The 14,468-nt window shown below is 67.4% G+C and carries 10 protein-coding genes; 8 read left to right on the top strand and 2 right to left on the bottom strand.

Annotated features, from left to right (window positions below):
• From OG205_RS10475 to OG205_RS10465, 3 genes are all read left to right on the top strand, one after another.
• Positions 1–1,758, top strand: coding sequence for a choline/carnitine O-acyltransferase (locus OG205_RS10475; RefSeq protein WP_442916775.1), 1,758 nt, complete (start codon positions 1–3; stop codon positions 1,756–1,758).
• 674 nt (positions 1,759–2,432) lie between these two features.
• Positions 2,433–2,669 (top strand): integrase core domain-containing protein, encoded by a 237-nt coding sequence (locus OG205_RS10470; RefSeq protein ID WP_330276000.1) that lies wholly within the window; start codon positions 2,433–2,435, stop codon positions 2,667–2,669.
• Between the two features lie 101 nt (positions 2,670–2,770).
• Positions 2,771–4,255, top strand: coding sequence for a family 43 glycosylhydrolase (locus OG205_RS10465; RefSeq protein WP_330275999.1), 1,485 nt, complete (start codon positions 2,771–2,773; stop codon positions 4,253–4,255).
• Positions 4,256–4,258: 3 nt separating this feature from the next.
• On the opposite strand, the gene OG205_RS10460 is transcribed toward OG205_RS10465, so the two are convergent.
• Positions 4,259–4,753, bottom strand: coding sequence for an ATP-binding domain-containing protein (locus OG205_RS10460; protein WP_330275998.1), 495 nt, complete (start codon positions 4,751–4,753; stop codon positions 4,259–4,261).
• Positions 4,754–5,218: 465 nt separating this feature from the next.
• Between OG205_RS10460 and OG205_RS10455 the strand changes: the two genes are divergently transcribed.
• Positions 5,219–6,532, top strand: a complete 1,314-nt coding sequence (locus OG205_RS10455; protein ID WP_330275997.1) for a protein kinase domain-containing protein — start codon at positions 5,219–5,221, stop codon at positions 6,530–6,532.
• 18 nt (positions 6,533–6,550) lie between these two features.
• Here OG205_RS10455 and mycP read toward each other — a convergent pair whose 3' ends face one another.
• A complete protein-coding gene (gene mycP, locus OG205_RS10450; RefSeq protein ID WP_330275996.1) occupies positions 6,551–8,032 on the bottom strand; it encodes a type VII secretion-associated serine protease mycosin in 1,482 nt (493 codons plus the stop codon).
• Positions 8,033–8,603: 571 nt separating this feature from the next.
• On the opposite strand from mycP, the gene OG205_RS10445 reads away from it, so the two are divergent.
• From OG205_RS10445 to OG205_RS10430, 4 genes are all read left to right on the top strand, one after another.
• Entirely contained in the window at positions 8,604–11,075 is a 2,472-nt protein-coding gene (locus OG205_RS10445; RefSeq protein ID WP_330275995.1) for a ricin-type beta-trefoil lectin domain protein, read from the top strand.
• A gap of 879 nt (positions 11,076–11,954) precedes the next feature.
• Positions 11,955–12,521, top strand: a complete 567-nt coding sequence (locus OG205_RS10440) for a DJ-1/PfpI family protein (RefSeq protein ID WP_330275994.1) — start codon at positions 11,955–11,957, stop codon at positions 12,519–12,521.
• A gap of 244 nt (positions 12,522–12,765) precedes the next feature.
• Positions 12,766–13,335 (top strand): hypothetical protein, encoded by a 570-nt coding sequence (locus OG205_RS10435; protein ID WP_330275993.1) that lies wholly within the window; start codon positions 12,766–12,768, stop codon positions 13,333–13,335.
• Positions 13,308–14,453 (top strand): inositol-3-phosphate synthase, encoded by a 1,146-nt coding sequence (locus OG205_RS10430; RefSeq protein ID WP_330275992.1) that lies wholly within the window; start codon positions 13,308–13,310, stop codon positions 14,451–14,453. Before OG205_RS10435 ends, OG205_RS10430 begins: the two co-directional genes overlap by 28 nt.
• The last annotated feature ends 15 nt before the right edge of the window (positions 14,454–14,468 follow it).

Genomic DNA, 14,468 nt, shown 5'->3' with positions numbered 1-14,468 from the left:
GTGATTGTGAGCGACGGCAAGACGTTCAGCTACGAGGACCAGCTACCGCGGGTACCCCTGCCGACGCTGGAGGAGACCTGCGCGCGGTTCCTCGAGTGGTGCGCCCCGCTGCTGACCGACGCCGAACTGGCGACCACCGAGGCCGCCGTCGAGCAGTTCCTCGCGCCGGACAGCACGGCCCGGTCGCTGCACGCCGCGCTGGAGGAGTTCGACGGCACCGAGGGCGTCCGCAGCTGGCTCGACCTCTTCTGGCCGACCCGCTACCTCGGCCGCCGCGACCGGATCGCGTTGAACGCGAACTTCTTCTTCCTCTTCCGCGACGTCGAGGAGACGCAGGAGCAGCGGGCCGCAGCGTTGATCTCCGCCGCCGTCGCCTACAAGGTGCGGCTCGACGCCGAGGCGATCCCGCCGGTCGTGCTGCGCGGCGAACCGCAGTCCATGGTGCAGAACAAGTTCCTGTTCTCCGCCACCCGGATCCCGCACGTGCAGCAGGACACGGCGCGTACGACGTTCCCGTCATACGCGCGCCACGTCGTGGTCTTCTTCCGCGGCAACGCCTTCAAGATGGACGTGTTCGGGCCGGACGGCGTGCCGCACGACCTCGGAGACCTGGCCGGCGGACTGCAGGCGATCATGAAGGCGGACCGGGCGGAGTTCTCGGCCGGGCCGCTGACCACCAAGGCGCGGGCGGCCTGGGCGCACAGCCGAGAGGCGCTGCTGGTGGACAACGCTGCCGCGCTGGAGACGATCGAGACGGCGTTGTTCTGCGTGGCGCTGGAGGACTTCGCACCCGCCGACACGCTGGCCGCGTGCGACCAGCTGCTGCACGGCGACAGCGCGAACCGGTGGTTCGACAAGGCAGTGACGTTCATCGTCTTCGCGGACGGCAGGGCAGGCATCAACGTCGAGCACTGCGAGCTGGACGGCACCACCATCCTCGCGTTCACCGACGCGATGCTGAACGTGACGAGCGAGGAACACCTCCGGGTGTCCGGCGCTTCCGCGCAAGGGCTGCCCGCGACCGAGCCGGTCGAGTTCGTGCTCTCCGAGGAGCTGCGCGAGGACACAGTGGCGGCCGCGGCGTCGTTCGCCCAGTACGGCGCGGACACGGCGACCGTGACGCTGTCGTTCGAGGACTTCGGCAAGCAGCGCGCGAAGGAGCTGAAGATCTCGCCGGACGCGTTCGTGCAGATGGCGTACCAGCTCGCGCATCAGCGGTCGAAGGGCTTGCAGGGTGCGACGTACGAGTCGATCGGCACCCGGCAGTTCCAGAACGGCCGGACCGAGGCGATGCGCGTGGTGACGCCGGAAGCGGTCGCTTTCGTTTCCACTGTGGAGGATTCATCGTCCTCGCGGGCCGACCGTCGCGCGGCGTTCCGGGCGGCGGCGGACGCGCACGTCCGGCGCGCCAAGGAGTGCCAGGTGGGATTGGCGCCCGAGCAGCACCTGTGGGAGCTGCAGCTGATCCACAAGCGGCGCGGCGGCACGGAACCGTTGCCGCTGTACGACACGCCGGGCTGGACGATCATGCGCGACGACTACCTGAGCACCAGCTCGGCGCCGTCGGAGCACATCCAGTACTTCGGTTTCGGCTCGACCAGCGCCAAGTGCATCGGCGTCGCGTACGTGCTGCTGCCGGACCGCTTCAACCTCTACCTGAGCACGCCCCGGTCGGTCGCCGAGGAGATGCACAGGTTCGCGACCTACCTCGGTGAGGCCATCACCGAGCTGCAGGACCTGCTCGCTACCGAGGACTGACCTTCCTGGTCGAGTCGTCGACGGGGGAGCGGGCTCTCGCCTTGCGCTGTCAGTGCGTGGGCGAGCACCCGTCCGGTAGTGGTCCGTCGGTCATGCGAGGCGTTCGCGGTAGTCCTTCGCGAACGCCTCGGCGCCGAGCGCGTCGGACACGTCCGCGATCACGTCCCGCACCGTGGCCTCGATTCGCCGCCCTGTCCTGCGTCTGGCCGCCGAGAACTCCTCGTGGGGCTTATCGGCGCATCCACGGAGAACTCGCCCTCCTCGGTGTCACGGTCGCTCCTTCGACCGTGTGGGAGATCCTCACAGCTGCTGGCATTGACCCGGCACCACACCGAGCGACCGCCACATGGACCGAGTTCCAGCGCTCCCAAGCCGAGGTGGTCCTGGCATGGATTTCATCGAGACTGTCACGCTGACCGCGCACGCCAGTACATCGTCGATGTTGTCCACCACGCCAGTAGGCGCGTGCGCATTCTCGGCACAACCGCGCACCCCACATGCCTGGGTGACACAGGCCGTCCGAAATCTCCTGATGGACCTCGAAGACGCCGAGAGCCTCGCGCGAGTCAGGTTTCTCATCCGTGATCGCGACGGCAAGTACCCCGCACTGATCGACGAGATCCTCGGCGGCGCCGGGATCGCGACGATGCTGACCGGCCTCCGGGTGCCCCCGCATGAACGCGATCATGGAACGCTGGGTCAAGACGCAGCGCGGCGAGCTCCTCGACCGCACGCTGATCTGGAACGAGGCCCATCTCCGGCACGCGCTGCGTGAGTACGAGCAGCACCACAACCAGCACCGCACCCACCGGTCCCTCGCCGCCGCAGCACCCTTGCGAGCGCTTCTGGTCCGCACCGAGCTGCGGCGTGTCCTGAGGCCTGATCACCCGGTGGTCAACGGCATCCGCTGACCACCGCGGTCCGCCTCCAGATCTGGACAGCCACGCACAGAGAGTGATTGGATCAATGCGCACAGTTTTACAACGTTGTAACCCTGCGGATTGGACGAGACGTGACGTCAAAGATCGTCTTGGCGGCCTTGGCCCTCTCACTGCTCGGCAGCGTGCCCGCCGTGGCCTCGTCCGCGGCGGCCGTACCCGACTTCTCGACATCTGAGGCCGGCAACCCGTTCGCGGACGGGTGGTACGCCGACCCGGACGTCGCGGTCTACGACAACAAGTACTGGGTCTTCCCCACGTCGTCGCGACCGTACGACCAGCAGACGTACCTCGACGCCTTCTCCTCGACCGACCTCGTCAACTGGACCAAGCACCCCAACGTCCTCACCACCGCGAACGTCTCCTGGGCACGCCGAGCCGTCTGGGCGCCCGCCCCCGTGCAGCGAAACGGCAAGTACTACCTGTACTTCGGCGCGAACGACATCCAGAGCAACTCCGAACTGGGCGGCATCGGCGTCGCGGTGGCCGACCGGCCGGAAGGCCCGTACCGGGACGCGATCGGCAAGCCGTTGATCAGCCAGTTCGTCAACGGAGCGCAGCCCATCGACCAGGACGTGTTCGTCGACACCGATGGTCAGGCGTACATGTACTACGGCGGCTGGGGACACGCCAACGTGGTCAAGCTCAACGCGGACATGATCAGCCTCGGCCAGTTCGCCGACGGCAGCACGTACAAGGAGATCACTCCGGCGAACTTCACCGAGGGTTCGCAGATGTTCAAGCGGAACGGCAAGTACTACTTCATGTGGTCCGAGGACGGCTGGACCGGACCGAACTACGCGGTCTCGTACGCGATCTCCGACTCACCCACCGGACCGTTCACCAAGATCAGCCGCGTGTTGAGCCAGGACGCCGCCGTGGCAAGGGGTTCCGGCCACAACTCGGTGATCAACGTGCCCGGCACGGACATCTGGTACATCGTCTACCACCGGCGCCCGCTGAGCCGCTCGGGCGCCAACGACCGGCAGGTCGCCTACGACCGGATGTCCTTCAACGCCGACGGCACCATCCAGCCGGTGACCATGCGCGTCAAGGACAACTTCGACGACAACAACGCCGTGGGCTGGACCACGCACGGCGGCACCTGGACGGCGACCGGGGGCAGGTACGAGACCGGAACCTCGTTCGGCGGAAAGTCGTTGCTGGACACGAACTTCACCAACTTCGTGCAGGACGCCGACATCACCCCGAAGTCCGCCGCCGGCGACAGCGGGATCGTGTTCCGCGTGACGCAGGCGACCACCGGGACGGACGCCTACCGCGGCTACTACGCCGGGATCACCGGCAGCGGACGGGTCGTGCTCGGCAAGGCCGACAACAACTGGACGCAACTGGCGTCAGCCGCCGTGACCGTCCGGCCGAACGCCCGGCACCACCTGCGGGTGGAGGCGATCGGCTCGGCCATCAAGGTCTACGTCGGCGACATGGCCACGCCGAAGATCTCCGTGACCGACACCAGTTTCTCCAGTGGGGCCAACGGTGTTCGTGTGTTCAACACGGCTGCGGGCTTCGACGACTTCGCGGTCGCACACCGGTGATGCTCACCTGGGGTCGACGCGAGGCAACTTCGCCGCCAGGACCTTGAAGTACGGCAGGGACGACCACGCCTGGCGATCGCCGATGACGTACAGGCGGTGCTCGGCCCGGCTGACCGCGACGTTGAGCAGGTTGGGTTTGCTCGCCGCCCACCGGCGGGCGCCCGGCCGGTCGGGCGCGCTGCCCAGCACGAGGACGACGACGTCGGCCTGCTTGCCCTGGGAGGTGTACACCGTGCCGGCGATCAGGCCGGGGTACTTCTTGGACCGCGTGCTCACCTGGTTGGCGATGTCGCGGAACGGACCGATCGCCATGACGTCGGACATGTCGAAGTCCAGTTTCGCGAGCGTCTTCAGGATGAGATCGAGTTGGATTCCTTCGTCCGGAATCCAGTGGCCCTGGGCGGCATTGCCGGGCACGTCGATCCACTTCGACTCCGGCAGCGTCGGATAGTCGGCCGCGAACCTTTCGCCAGGCGCCTGGGCGGTGCCGTCGATCACGAGGCCCTCGTAGGCGCTGCACGGAGGTGGCGCGGCTCAACCACTGCTCGTCGACGCCGAATTCCAGCCGGATGGCCTGTTTCGCCCGGAAGGGGAGGACGGTGATCGGCTCGAGTTGGAGGGGATTGCCGACGACAACGGCCCTCTGCGCCCGCCTCAGCGCTCCGGCGGCGTTCTGCGGCGTCGCCGGCCGACACGTGTGGATCTCGTGGCAGCGGCTACCCGTGACCTTCGCTCGGACCTCGGATCACGCAGGCTTCGCCACGCTCTCAGCCTTCCTCGTGGTCCGATGCACGGCTGAAACGACGTGGTCGCTGTGTCGTTCGCGGCTCACCACCGGCCGACGCCGACGCTCCCATCACCGTGACGACAAAGGTCGCGTCACGGCGCGGGTGCGGCTCTAGATCTAGAACCCAGCCAGCGCGAAGGTGGCCGATGGTCGGCTCAGCCAAGTAGCGTCGGCATGTGCCAGAAGAGGGTGAGGTCATCGCCGGGCGGTACCGGCTGGTGTCGTCGATCGGGCAAGGATCCATGGGGGTGGTCTGGCAGGCGCGCGACGAGCAACTCGACCGCATGATCGCGGTCAAGCTGCTCAACACGGACCGGCGGTCCCCGGACGCGGTGGCGCAGATGCTGCGCGAGGGCCGGGTCGCCGGTCGGCTGCGGCACCCGCACGCGATCAGCGTGTACGAGGTCGTCGAGCACGACGGCAAGCCCTGTCTGGTGCTGGAGTACCTGCCCTCCCACAGCCTCGCGGCGCTGATCGCCGAACGGGGCGCGCTGCCGCCGGGCGTGGTCGCGGCCGTGGGCAGGCAGGTCGCCGCCGCGCTGGCGGCGGCGCACGCAGAGGGCATCGTGCACCGGGACGTCTCGACGTTCAACGTCCTGCTGGCCGAGGACGGCATCGCGAAGATCACCGACTTCGGCATCGCCCGCGCGGTCGGCGAGGGCACGGTGACCGACGCCCGCTTGATCGTCGGAACGCCGGCCTTCCTGGCGCCGGAGGTGGCGGCGGGCGAGGCGGCGACGTTCGCCTCGGACGTGTTCTCCCTCGGCGCGACCCTCTACGCGGCGCTGGAGGGCACGCCGCCGTTCGGTGTGGACGACAACCCCTACGCGCTCCTGCAACGCGTGGTCCGGGGGGAGTTCGAGCCGCCACGGTTGGGTGGCCCGCTCGGCGAGGTGCTCCTGCGCCTCCTGCATCGTGACGCGGCACAACGCCCGACGATGGCCGAGGCCCACAAGCTGCTCGCGGCTGTCGCGGAGGGACTGCCGCTGCCCGCTGAGCCCCCGAAGAGCGGGACGCGGATGCTACGCGTCCGCCGCCACCTGCCACGCCGGGTGATCGCGATGGTCGCCGGTGCGGCCGTCCTGGTCGCCGCCGGTGTTGTGATCGGCACCGTCGTGCAGGGCGACCGGCCCAGCAGCAGCGCCCAGACCAACTCCACCACGGCGACGACCACGGTCACGACCGCGACCGCCTGCGATGCCCGTTACGAGGTGACCAACTCGTGGCCGGGCGGCTACCAGGTCGAGGTGACCGTGCGCAACACCAGCCCAGGCGGCCTAACCGGCTGGACCATCACGTGGCAGCCGGCTGCGGGCCACACCATCGGCAACCTGTGGAACGGCACCCTGACCCAGAACGCGACCGCGGTGACCGTCACCGACGCCGGCCACAACGCCGTGCTCGCTGCCGGGGGAACCACCTCGTTCGGGTTCGTCGCCGCCGGTCCTGAACCCGCTCGCCCGGCCGTGACCTGCTCCGGACGCCGCTGACCTCGACCCCGCGCGAATTCACGTCGGCGAAGGTGGCACCCCGCGGGTCTTCGGGGTGGCTGAGGTTCGGCGTGGGTCGACTTGTCCTCCGAGTTCGGCACGACGTCCGCGGTTGATCGAGTTGAGAACGAGCAACGCCAGCATCAGCAGCCCGAAACCGATGCTGATGCCGCTCAGCGCCACGATGATCGGCGGCCAGTCGCGGTCCGGCGGCGCGGTGATGGTCGTGACCAGGTCCCTGGGCGGCGGACTGGAGAAACCCGTGGACTCGGAGGGCAGCACCGCGGTCAGGGCGGCCACCGGGTTCACCATGCCGAAGCCGATCCGGTGGTCCCTGCCGGACGTGTTGCCGGGGTGCAGCGCGGTGGCCTTGAGCCGGTCCATCACCTGGCGCGCCTTGAGGTCTGGGAACCGCTCGCGCACCAGCGCGGTGATACCCGCGATGTACGGGGCGGCGAAACTCGTCCCCTGGATCTTTCCCACGCCGTCGGCCTTCACGTTCGCGTTGGTCAGGCCGGTGCCCTTGGGGTCGACGGAGATGATCTCCTCACCGGGTGCGGCGATGCTGACCCAGGGGCCCCAGACGCTGAAGCCCGACACCTCACCGGAGCGCGCCATCGACGCCACCGACAGCACGTCGTCGGCGAACCACGCGGGCGACGAGACCGAGTTGACGGTCGCCGGGTCCAGGTTGTTGTTCTGCAGCGGACAGCCGGCTTTGCTGTCGAGGTTGCCGGCCGCCGTCACGATCACGGTGTTCTTGACGTCGACCGCGTACCGGATCGCGGCCTGCAGCGCCCGGTCGTCCGCGCTGAAGTCCTTGGGGGCACCGCAGTTCGTCAGGGAGATGTTGACGACCCCGGCGCCCTGGTCCGCGGCACGCACGACGGCCTGTGCCAGCGTCGAGACCTTGCCGGCGGACGTCCGCTTGTCCCTGGTGGCGTCACCCTTGAACTCGAAGCGGTCGCTGGTCTGCCGGATCGCGAGGATCGTCGCCCCTGGTGCCGCGCCGACGAAGTCGCCCTCGGTCCTGGCCGCCGCGGCGACGCCGGCCACCTCGGTGCCGTGGCCGTCGCAGTCGTCCGCGCCGTTCCTGTTCCCGCTGACGTACTCACCGCTGGGCACGACCCGGCCGCCGAAGCGAGGGTTGCGCGGGTCGACACCCGTGTCGATGATCGCGATCTTGACGCCCTTGCCGGTCGCGAACCGGTGTGCCTGCTGGAGGTTCAGGTGGACCTGGCCCCACGGCATGTACTCGATCAGTTCGTTCTTGGTGTCGGACTCGACGCAGCCCTTGCCAGTGGGTGTGTACGGCACGTCCGGCCCGCCCGTGTCCCGCGGCGGCTGGGTGCCGGGCGGCAGCGCCGGCGGCACCGAGTTCGGCTGGACCGCGGATGCCGGCGGTGGCGCGGAAGCCGCTGGAAACGCTCCTGTCAGCAACAACAATGCGGTGATCGCCGTCGCCGTGGCATGGCGGAACCCCGTGGTAACGATCTTCACCTGTGACCCCCCGGTCATCACCCACCGACCCCCCGATCGGTGATGACCGAAGTCCACCACGGAAAGCCTGGAGCCGCAAAAAACGGGGCGCCCCAACCTGAAACCGGCTTCAGGTAGGCGGTTTGGGACGCACGAAGGGATGCGCCGCGCGTTCATGCGTGAACTCGGTCGGGGCTGACAATTGTGGCAGATGTCTGCCACAGCTCCCCGGTGTCGCCCAGCTTGCTGGAAGGTGACGTTGGTTCGCGAGTGGGGTGGTCCGAGGCTTGCCGTTGGGCGCTCGTCCCCGCCGCGGACCGGTGCTCCGCCACGGCCTGTCTGTTCGCGAACAAGCGAAGGGAAGAGCAGGGTGAAAACAGCCGTCATTGTCAGAACGTCATTGTTGGCCCTTGCGACGCTGGTGTCCGCCGCGCTGTTGCCGGTCACGGCAGACCAATCGCGTGCCTCGGCCGCCGTCCAGGAAACGTATTACGTCGCTCCCGAGGGAAATGATGCCAATCCGGGGACGATCACGGCCCCGTTCAAGACCTTACCGCGTGCTCGGGACGCTGTTCGCGCGGTGAACGCGAACATGTCTGGCGACATCCACGTTCACCTTCGCGGCGGAAACTACCAGATAGCCGGCACCGTCGACTTCACACCGAGCGACTCAGGCACGAACGGCTACAGGGTCATCTATTCGGCATACCAGAACGAGACGCCGGTGCTGAGTGGTGGCGTGCTGGTGACCGGTTGGACGCAGCACGGCGGCAACATCTGGAAGGCTCCGCTCAATCGCAGCAACAAGCTGCGGGCGCTCTACGTCAACGACAAGCGTGCTTTCATGGCCGCCAAGACGATCAACTCGCAAGGGTGCTACGGCACGTACAGCATCAACGCCGGTCAGGCTCCATGGGCGTTGGAGTCGGGCTCGCAGTGTGACGGTGCCAAGTATGGACTGACCGATCTGCCCGCCATTTCCCGTAATCCGGACGACATCGAGGTCGAGACGGCGACGACCTGGCAGACGGCCATCGCAGGAGTCCGCCAGGTCACCACCAGCAGTGACGGCGCCAGCCGCGTCGCGCTGTTCCAGCAACCGGGCGCGGCCATTGCGCAGGGCGCGTTCAACGGAAACTTCCAGTCCGGCGGAAGTCACAAGTTCATGAACGCCTACGAGTTCCTGGACGCGCCGGGCGAGTTCTACTTCGACAAGTCGAGTCAAACGGTGTATTACTACAAGGCCGACTCGGAGAACGTGGCGACTGCGACGGTCTATGCGCCGAACAACGTGCCCACCCTGCTTCGGGTGTCCGGCACGTCCACGACCAACCACGCGCGCAACATCACGTTCTCCGGCATCACGGTGCAGCACTCGGACTGGAACCTCTTCACCGTGGCCGGCTCCGCGTTCAAGCAGGCCCAGCAGGGCGGCCTCGGCAACACCGTGTACGTCAAGGGCAACTTCCACGTCTACTACTACCGCAATGTCGACACCGCGCCGGGCATCATCCAACTGGAGAACGCCGACGGGATAACGCTGCTCCGCAATCGGGTGCAGCACACCGGTGTCGACGGGATCAACATGGTCAACGACGTGCAGAACACGCAGTTGATCGGGAACTACACGAACGACGTAGCCGGATCCGCGATCACCGTGGGCCATCCGCAGCACGTCTACATCGGGGACCACACGCCGACGAACCGCGAGAAGTACTCCGCGCAAGTCGAAGGACTTCCGAAGAACATCGAGATCAAGAACAACTACCTTTACGACAGTGCGGTTCTGTTCAACGGGCACAGTCCCATCTCGGCGTACTTCGCCGACACCCTGACCGTGCAGCACAACCGGATCGAAAAAGCTCCGTGGAACGGCATCACGCTCGGCTGGGGATGGTGGAACTTCGACGGCTCATCAGGTTCCATCGCACCCAACCGGCCGACGACCACGGCGCGGAACAACAACATCAGCTACAACCACATCATCGACACGGTTCAGCGCCTCAACGACACGGCCCCCATCTACACGCTCGGCAGCCAGCCGGGAACCACGATCACCAACAACTACCTCCAGGGTGTCCCGTCCGGGCACAAGTACGGACTTCACCCGGACGAGGGCTCGGCGTACATGACCTTCCGCGACAACGTCCTGAGTGTGGACAAGAACGTCACGTGGCTCATCAACTCCGACGACTTCGGACGCAAACACGACCTGAGCATCACGCAGACGTACGGTCCGATCAACAAGGTCTCCAACAAGAACCTGCCGGACAGCACCATCCAGGACATCCTCGTCTCCTCCGACTACGTCTGGCCGGCGGCCGCGCACGGCATCGCCGTGAACTCCGGACTGGAGGACGCATACCGGGACGTCATCCCGTCGGGCAATCTTTCCCGGCCGGACTACGCCCTGCCGGGCAGCACGTTCGTCGGTGCCGGCGTGTCGTCGATTCCGATCCGGAGCATCGGCGACGGGACCGGCACCGTCTGGCTGGCTCCGCCGGGTACGACGACCTTCGCCGCCGGCCCGACGATGACCAGGGCGAGCGGGATGGCGACGACGATCGACGTCCCGGCCACCGCCGGTGACTACCGGCTCTACGTGCTCGACGCGCAAGGAAGTCGGTCAGCTGAGTCGAAATCGCTCGTTCGGCGGCAGGGCGGCGGCGGTCAGCAGGGTGGCACGATCGTGGGCGGCCAGTCCGGCCGATGCCTCGACATCGGCGGCGCGAGCACGGCCAACGGCACACAGGCACAGTTGTGGGACTGCCACGGCGGCACCAACCAGCGCTTCACCTACACCTCGGCCAAACAGCTGCAGGTATACGGCAACAAGTGTCTGGCCGCCGGCAACGGGGGTACTGGCAACGGCACCGCGGTGGTGATCTGGGACTGCAACAGTCAGACCAGCCAGCAGTGGAACGTGAACGCCAACGGTACGGTCACGGGTGTGCAGTCGGGGTTGTGCCTGGACGCCAACGGCGCCGGCACCGCGAACGGAACCAGGACCATCCTCTGGACCTGCAACGGCGCCGGCAACCAGCAGTGGAGCCTGCGCACCTGAACCACTTGAAGGACGCTGTGCCGCTGGTCTCCCCCCGGCGCAGCGTCCTTCGTCTCAATAGTTCACCAATTGATCGGTGCGAGCATCAATGAGTCATACCGATATTGCGGGTGCGTGCGGAAGGTCGGCGAGGTGGGTGGACTGTCTCCCGCTGTACGGACCACGGACCGCGGTCTGGTCGCGACCGCAAGCCTGTCGAGAACGAGCTGGTCGCTGGTGGCGCCAGGTGACTCGGCTGGCTGAGCGACGTCGGCTTGCGTCCTGTGGAGCAATCTGACTCATTCGAGCGACATGTATGACCTATTGACCGGTTCTGCCCCAGGCCCTACCGTGGATACGGTCCGACTAATTGTTCGCTGGTCAACAAACGAATCGCGCGTGTCGGCGCGCTCCCTGCCCTCGATTCGAGGAGTACCTGTGACAACGCTGTCTCGTACTCTGCCCAGACCTCTGTGCTCGACGCGGTGGCGCCGCCTGTGATCACCACCAGACGCACTTCGCCGCGAGGTCCGCGACCAGCCGACCGGCCGGCGCGTGTGGCTCGCTGAGCGGGCCGCCGAACTCGCCGGCCGGGGTCACCGGCATCCGTCTTCTTCGGTCCGCCCAGGACCATGTCCGGCGCGTCCGCCGTCACCGGGATGTCCATCCGTTGTGGACACAACTCGGAAATGGTGTCAGTGCCTGTCCGGTTTCCCGGAAGCACAACTCCACCGCCGACGGCGCGAAAACCATGCAGCAGAGCGGAAACGCGAGCTGGACCATCACCTGTTCCATCGCGGGGCTGCAGCTCCAGCAGTGGACTGCGAACAGCGGCACCAACCAGCAATGGCAGCTCCTGCTGAAGAACTGAAGAAAACCGCACAGGGAAGAGGACGGCGCATGGCACGAGTACTGATGCTGGTGGGGGACGCAGCGGAGGAGCTCGATTCGATGTACCCGTTGTTCCGGCTGCGTGAGGACGACCACGAGGTGGTCGTTGCCGCGCCCACGACACGTCCGGTGCAGCTGGTGGTGCACGACTTCGAACCGGGGTACGACGCCTACACGGAGAAGCCGGGTCGTCGGTTGCCCGTGGACCTGGCGTTCGCGGACGTGCGTCCGGAGGAGTACGAGGCGCTGGTGATTCCGGGTGGCCGGGCACCGGAGTACATCCGCACGGACCCGGATGTGGCCCGCATCGTCGCGTACTTCTTCGCTCACGAACTTCCGGTCGGCACGATCTGCCACGGCCCGCAGATCCCGGCCGCACTGGGACTTCTGCGCGGCCGCACGACCGCCGCGTACCCACCGCTGAAGGTCGACGTGGAGCAGGCCGGCGCCACCTTCGTCGACGGGCCGGACGTCGTGGACGGCGCGATGGTGTCCTGCCGCGGCTGGCCCGACCTGCCCCAGTGGTCGCGTGCGTTCCTTCAGGTGCTGGCGAAGTCGGGTGTTCCGACCGAGTGAACGTCCATATTGGACGGACACAACGCTGGTCGGGAGGCGCTGCGTCGAACGCCGATCGAACGAGAAGTTGGCTGATATGTGACACCGCCACGACCTTGACCGCACGAAATCCGGTTCACTAGTTTGACGGTTCGGAAGACTGAATTCCCTTCTGTCGCGGCAATTCTCAGGGCGCGGAGGACTCAATGGTGAGCTCGTCCAGGCGTGACCGCGCCGGGGTTCTCCCGTGGACGGGAGTGACCGGATGACGGTCGCGTCGACTCCACGGCTGTCGGTCAGAGGGTTTGTGAGACGCTTCCGCGGCCTGATGGCGTTGCAGGGCCTGGACTTCGCGGTTCGCGCGGATGAGGCGCACTGTCCGCTCGGCCAGTACGGGGCGCGAGTCCATGCTGACCAAGGTGCTGTCCGGGCGCACCGGCCGGACGAAGGTGAGATCCGCCGGCCGGGTGAGACCGTGGAGTTCGGCAATCCGGCCACACTGTCCACAATGGTCTCAATCCGCCGGGTGAAGGCGCCTCGGAGGACCTGTGCGCTGCTGGAGCGGCTGGGTCATATCCGCATCTTCCGCGACCGGACCTACCACGTTGACTGCAAGCACGTCCGGCGCCAGGTCGGCAAGGGTCGCATTGGTTCGCACCTGCCGCGATCCGGTCCCTGGCGGGGATGGGACGTCGTCTCCACCGGGCATCCGACGCACTGGAGTTCATTCGCCGCAACGCTTTCGACCCGCGGTCGGCGGCGTTCAGTCCGGGCGGCAGAGGAGTCGGTTGATGAGAGGAGACGGTCGTGGCCGAACGAATCGGCTTGTGGTTGAACGGTGCCAGGGGATCGGTGGCGACCACCGCCGTGAGCGGGCTGGTCGCGTTGCGCGCGGGTCTCGTGCCGCCCGTCGGCTGCGTTACCGAGCTGCTGGACGCAAACCTGGCACCGTGGGACGCGTTCGTGGTCGGCGGGCACGACATCGTGACCACGCCGCTGGCGAAGCGGGTCGAGTCCCTGGTGCGCGACGGCGTGCTTTCGCACGACGTGATGGGATGTATCGTCGGCGGGCTGGATGCCGCGGACGCGGAGATCCGGCCCGGTTACGACCCGGCTGCGCCGTCCCCGAGTCAGGCCGACGCCGCCCGGCGGCTGGCCGGGGACATCGCCGACTTCCGCGCCCGGCACGAGCTGGCCCGCGTCGTGGTGGTGAACGTGGCGTCGACCGAGCCACCCGTGCGGGTCGAGCACGACTCGCTCGCCGCGCTGGAGGAAGCGCTCGCCGTGCCGGGAAACGTCGTGCTGCCGCCGAGTTCCCTCGTCGCCTACGCCGCTTTCCAAGCGGGGTGCGCCTTCGTGGACTTCACGCCGTCCACCGGGGTCGCGCTGCCCGCGCTGGACGAGCTGGCGAGGTCGAACGCCCTGCCCTACGCGGGCAGGGACGGCAAGACGGGGGAGACACTGGTTCGGGCAGCGCTCGCACCGATGTTCACGTCGCGAGCGCTGCGCGTGCTGTCCTGGACGGGCACGAACCTGCTCGGCGGGGGTGACGGGGCCACGCTGGAGGACCCCGCGCACGCGGAGAGCAAGCTGGCGTCCAAGACCAGGGGGCTGGCGGCGTTGCTGGGTGAGGACGTGACCGCGCCCCTGCACATCGACCACGTACCCGACTTCGGCGAACGCAAGACGGCGTGGGATCACGTGTCGTTCGAAGGGTTTCTCGGCGCGCGGATGTCGCTGCAACTGACCTGGAACGGCTTGGACTCGTCCCTGGCCGCCCCGCTGGTGCTCGACCTCGCCCGCCTGATGGCCGCCGCCCACGCGGCGGGCCGGACCGGTGTCCAGGGCGCGCTCGCGTTCTTCTTCAAGGACCCGTTGGGCAGCGACGAGCACCGGCTCGCGGAACAGGCCCGAGAACTCCACGAGTGGGCCCGAACCCTGGGCACCCGCTGACAGATCGATCCACCA

The organism is Lentzea sp. NBC_00516 (assembly GCF_036346835.1).
Classification (GTDB): Bacteria; Actinomycetota; Actinomycetes; order Mycobacteriales; family Pseudonocardiaceae; genus Lentzea; species Lentzea sokolovensis.
This window is presented reverse-complemented; position numbering and strand designations above follow the sequence as displayed.

Excerpts from the sequence above, each read along its gene's own strand:
- OG205_RS10470 (WP_330276000.1), top strand. The coding sequence starts at position 2,433 with ATGAACGCGATCATGGAACGCTGGGTCAAGACGCAGCGCGGCGAGCTC.
- OG205_RS10445 (WP_330275995.1), top strand. The coding sequence starts at position 8,604 with ATGTCTGGCGACATCCACGTTCACCTTCGCGGCGGAAACTACCAGATA.
- OG205_RS10440 (WP_330275994.1), top strand. The coding sequence starts at position 11,955 with ATGGCACGAGTACTGATGCTGGTGGGGGACGCAGCGGAGGAGCTCGAT.
- OG205_RS10435 (WP_330275993.1), top strand. The coding sequence starts at position 12,766 with ATGACGGTCGCGTCGACTCCACGGCTGTCGGTCAGAGGGTTTGTGAGA.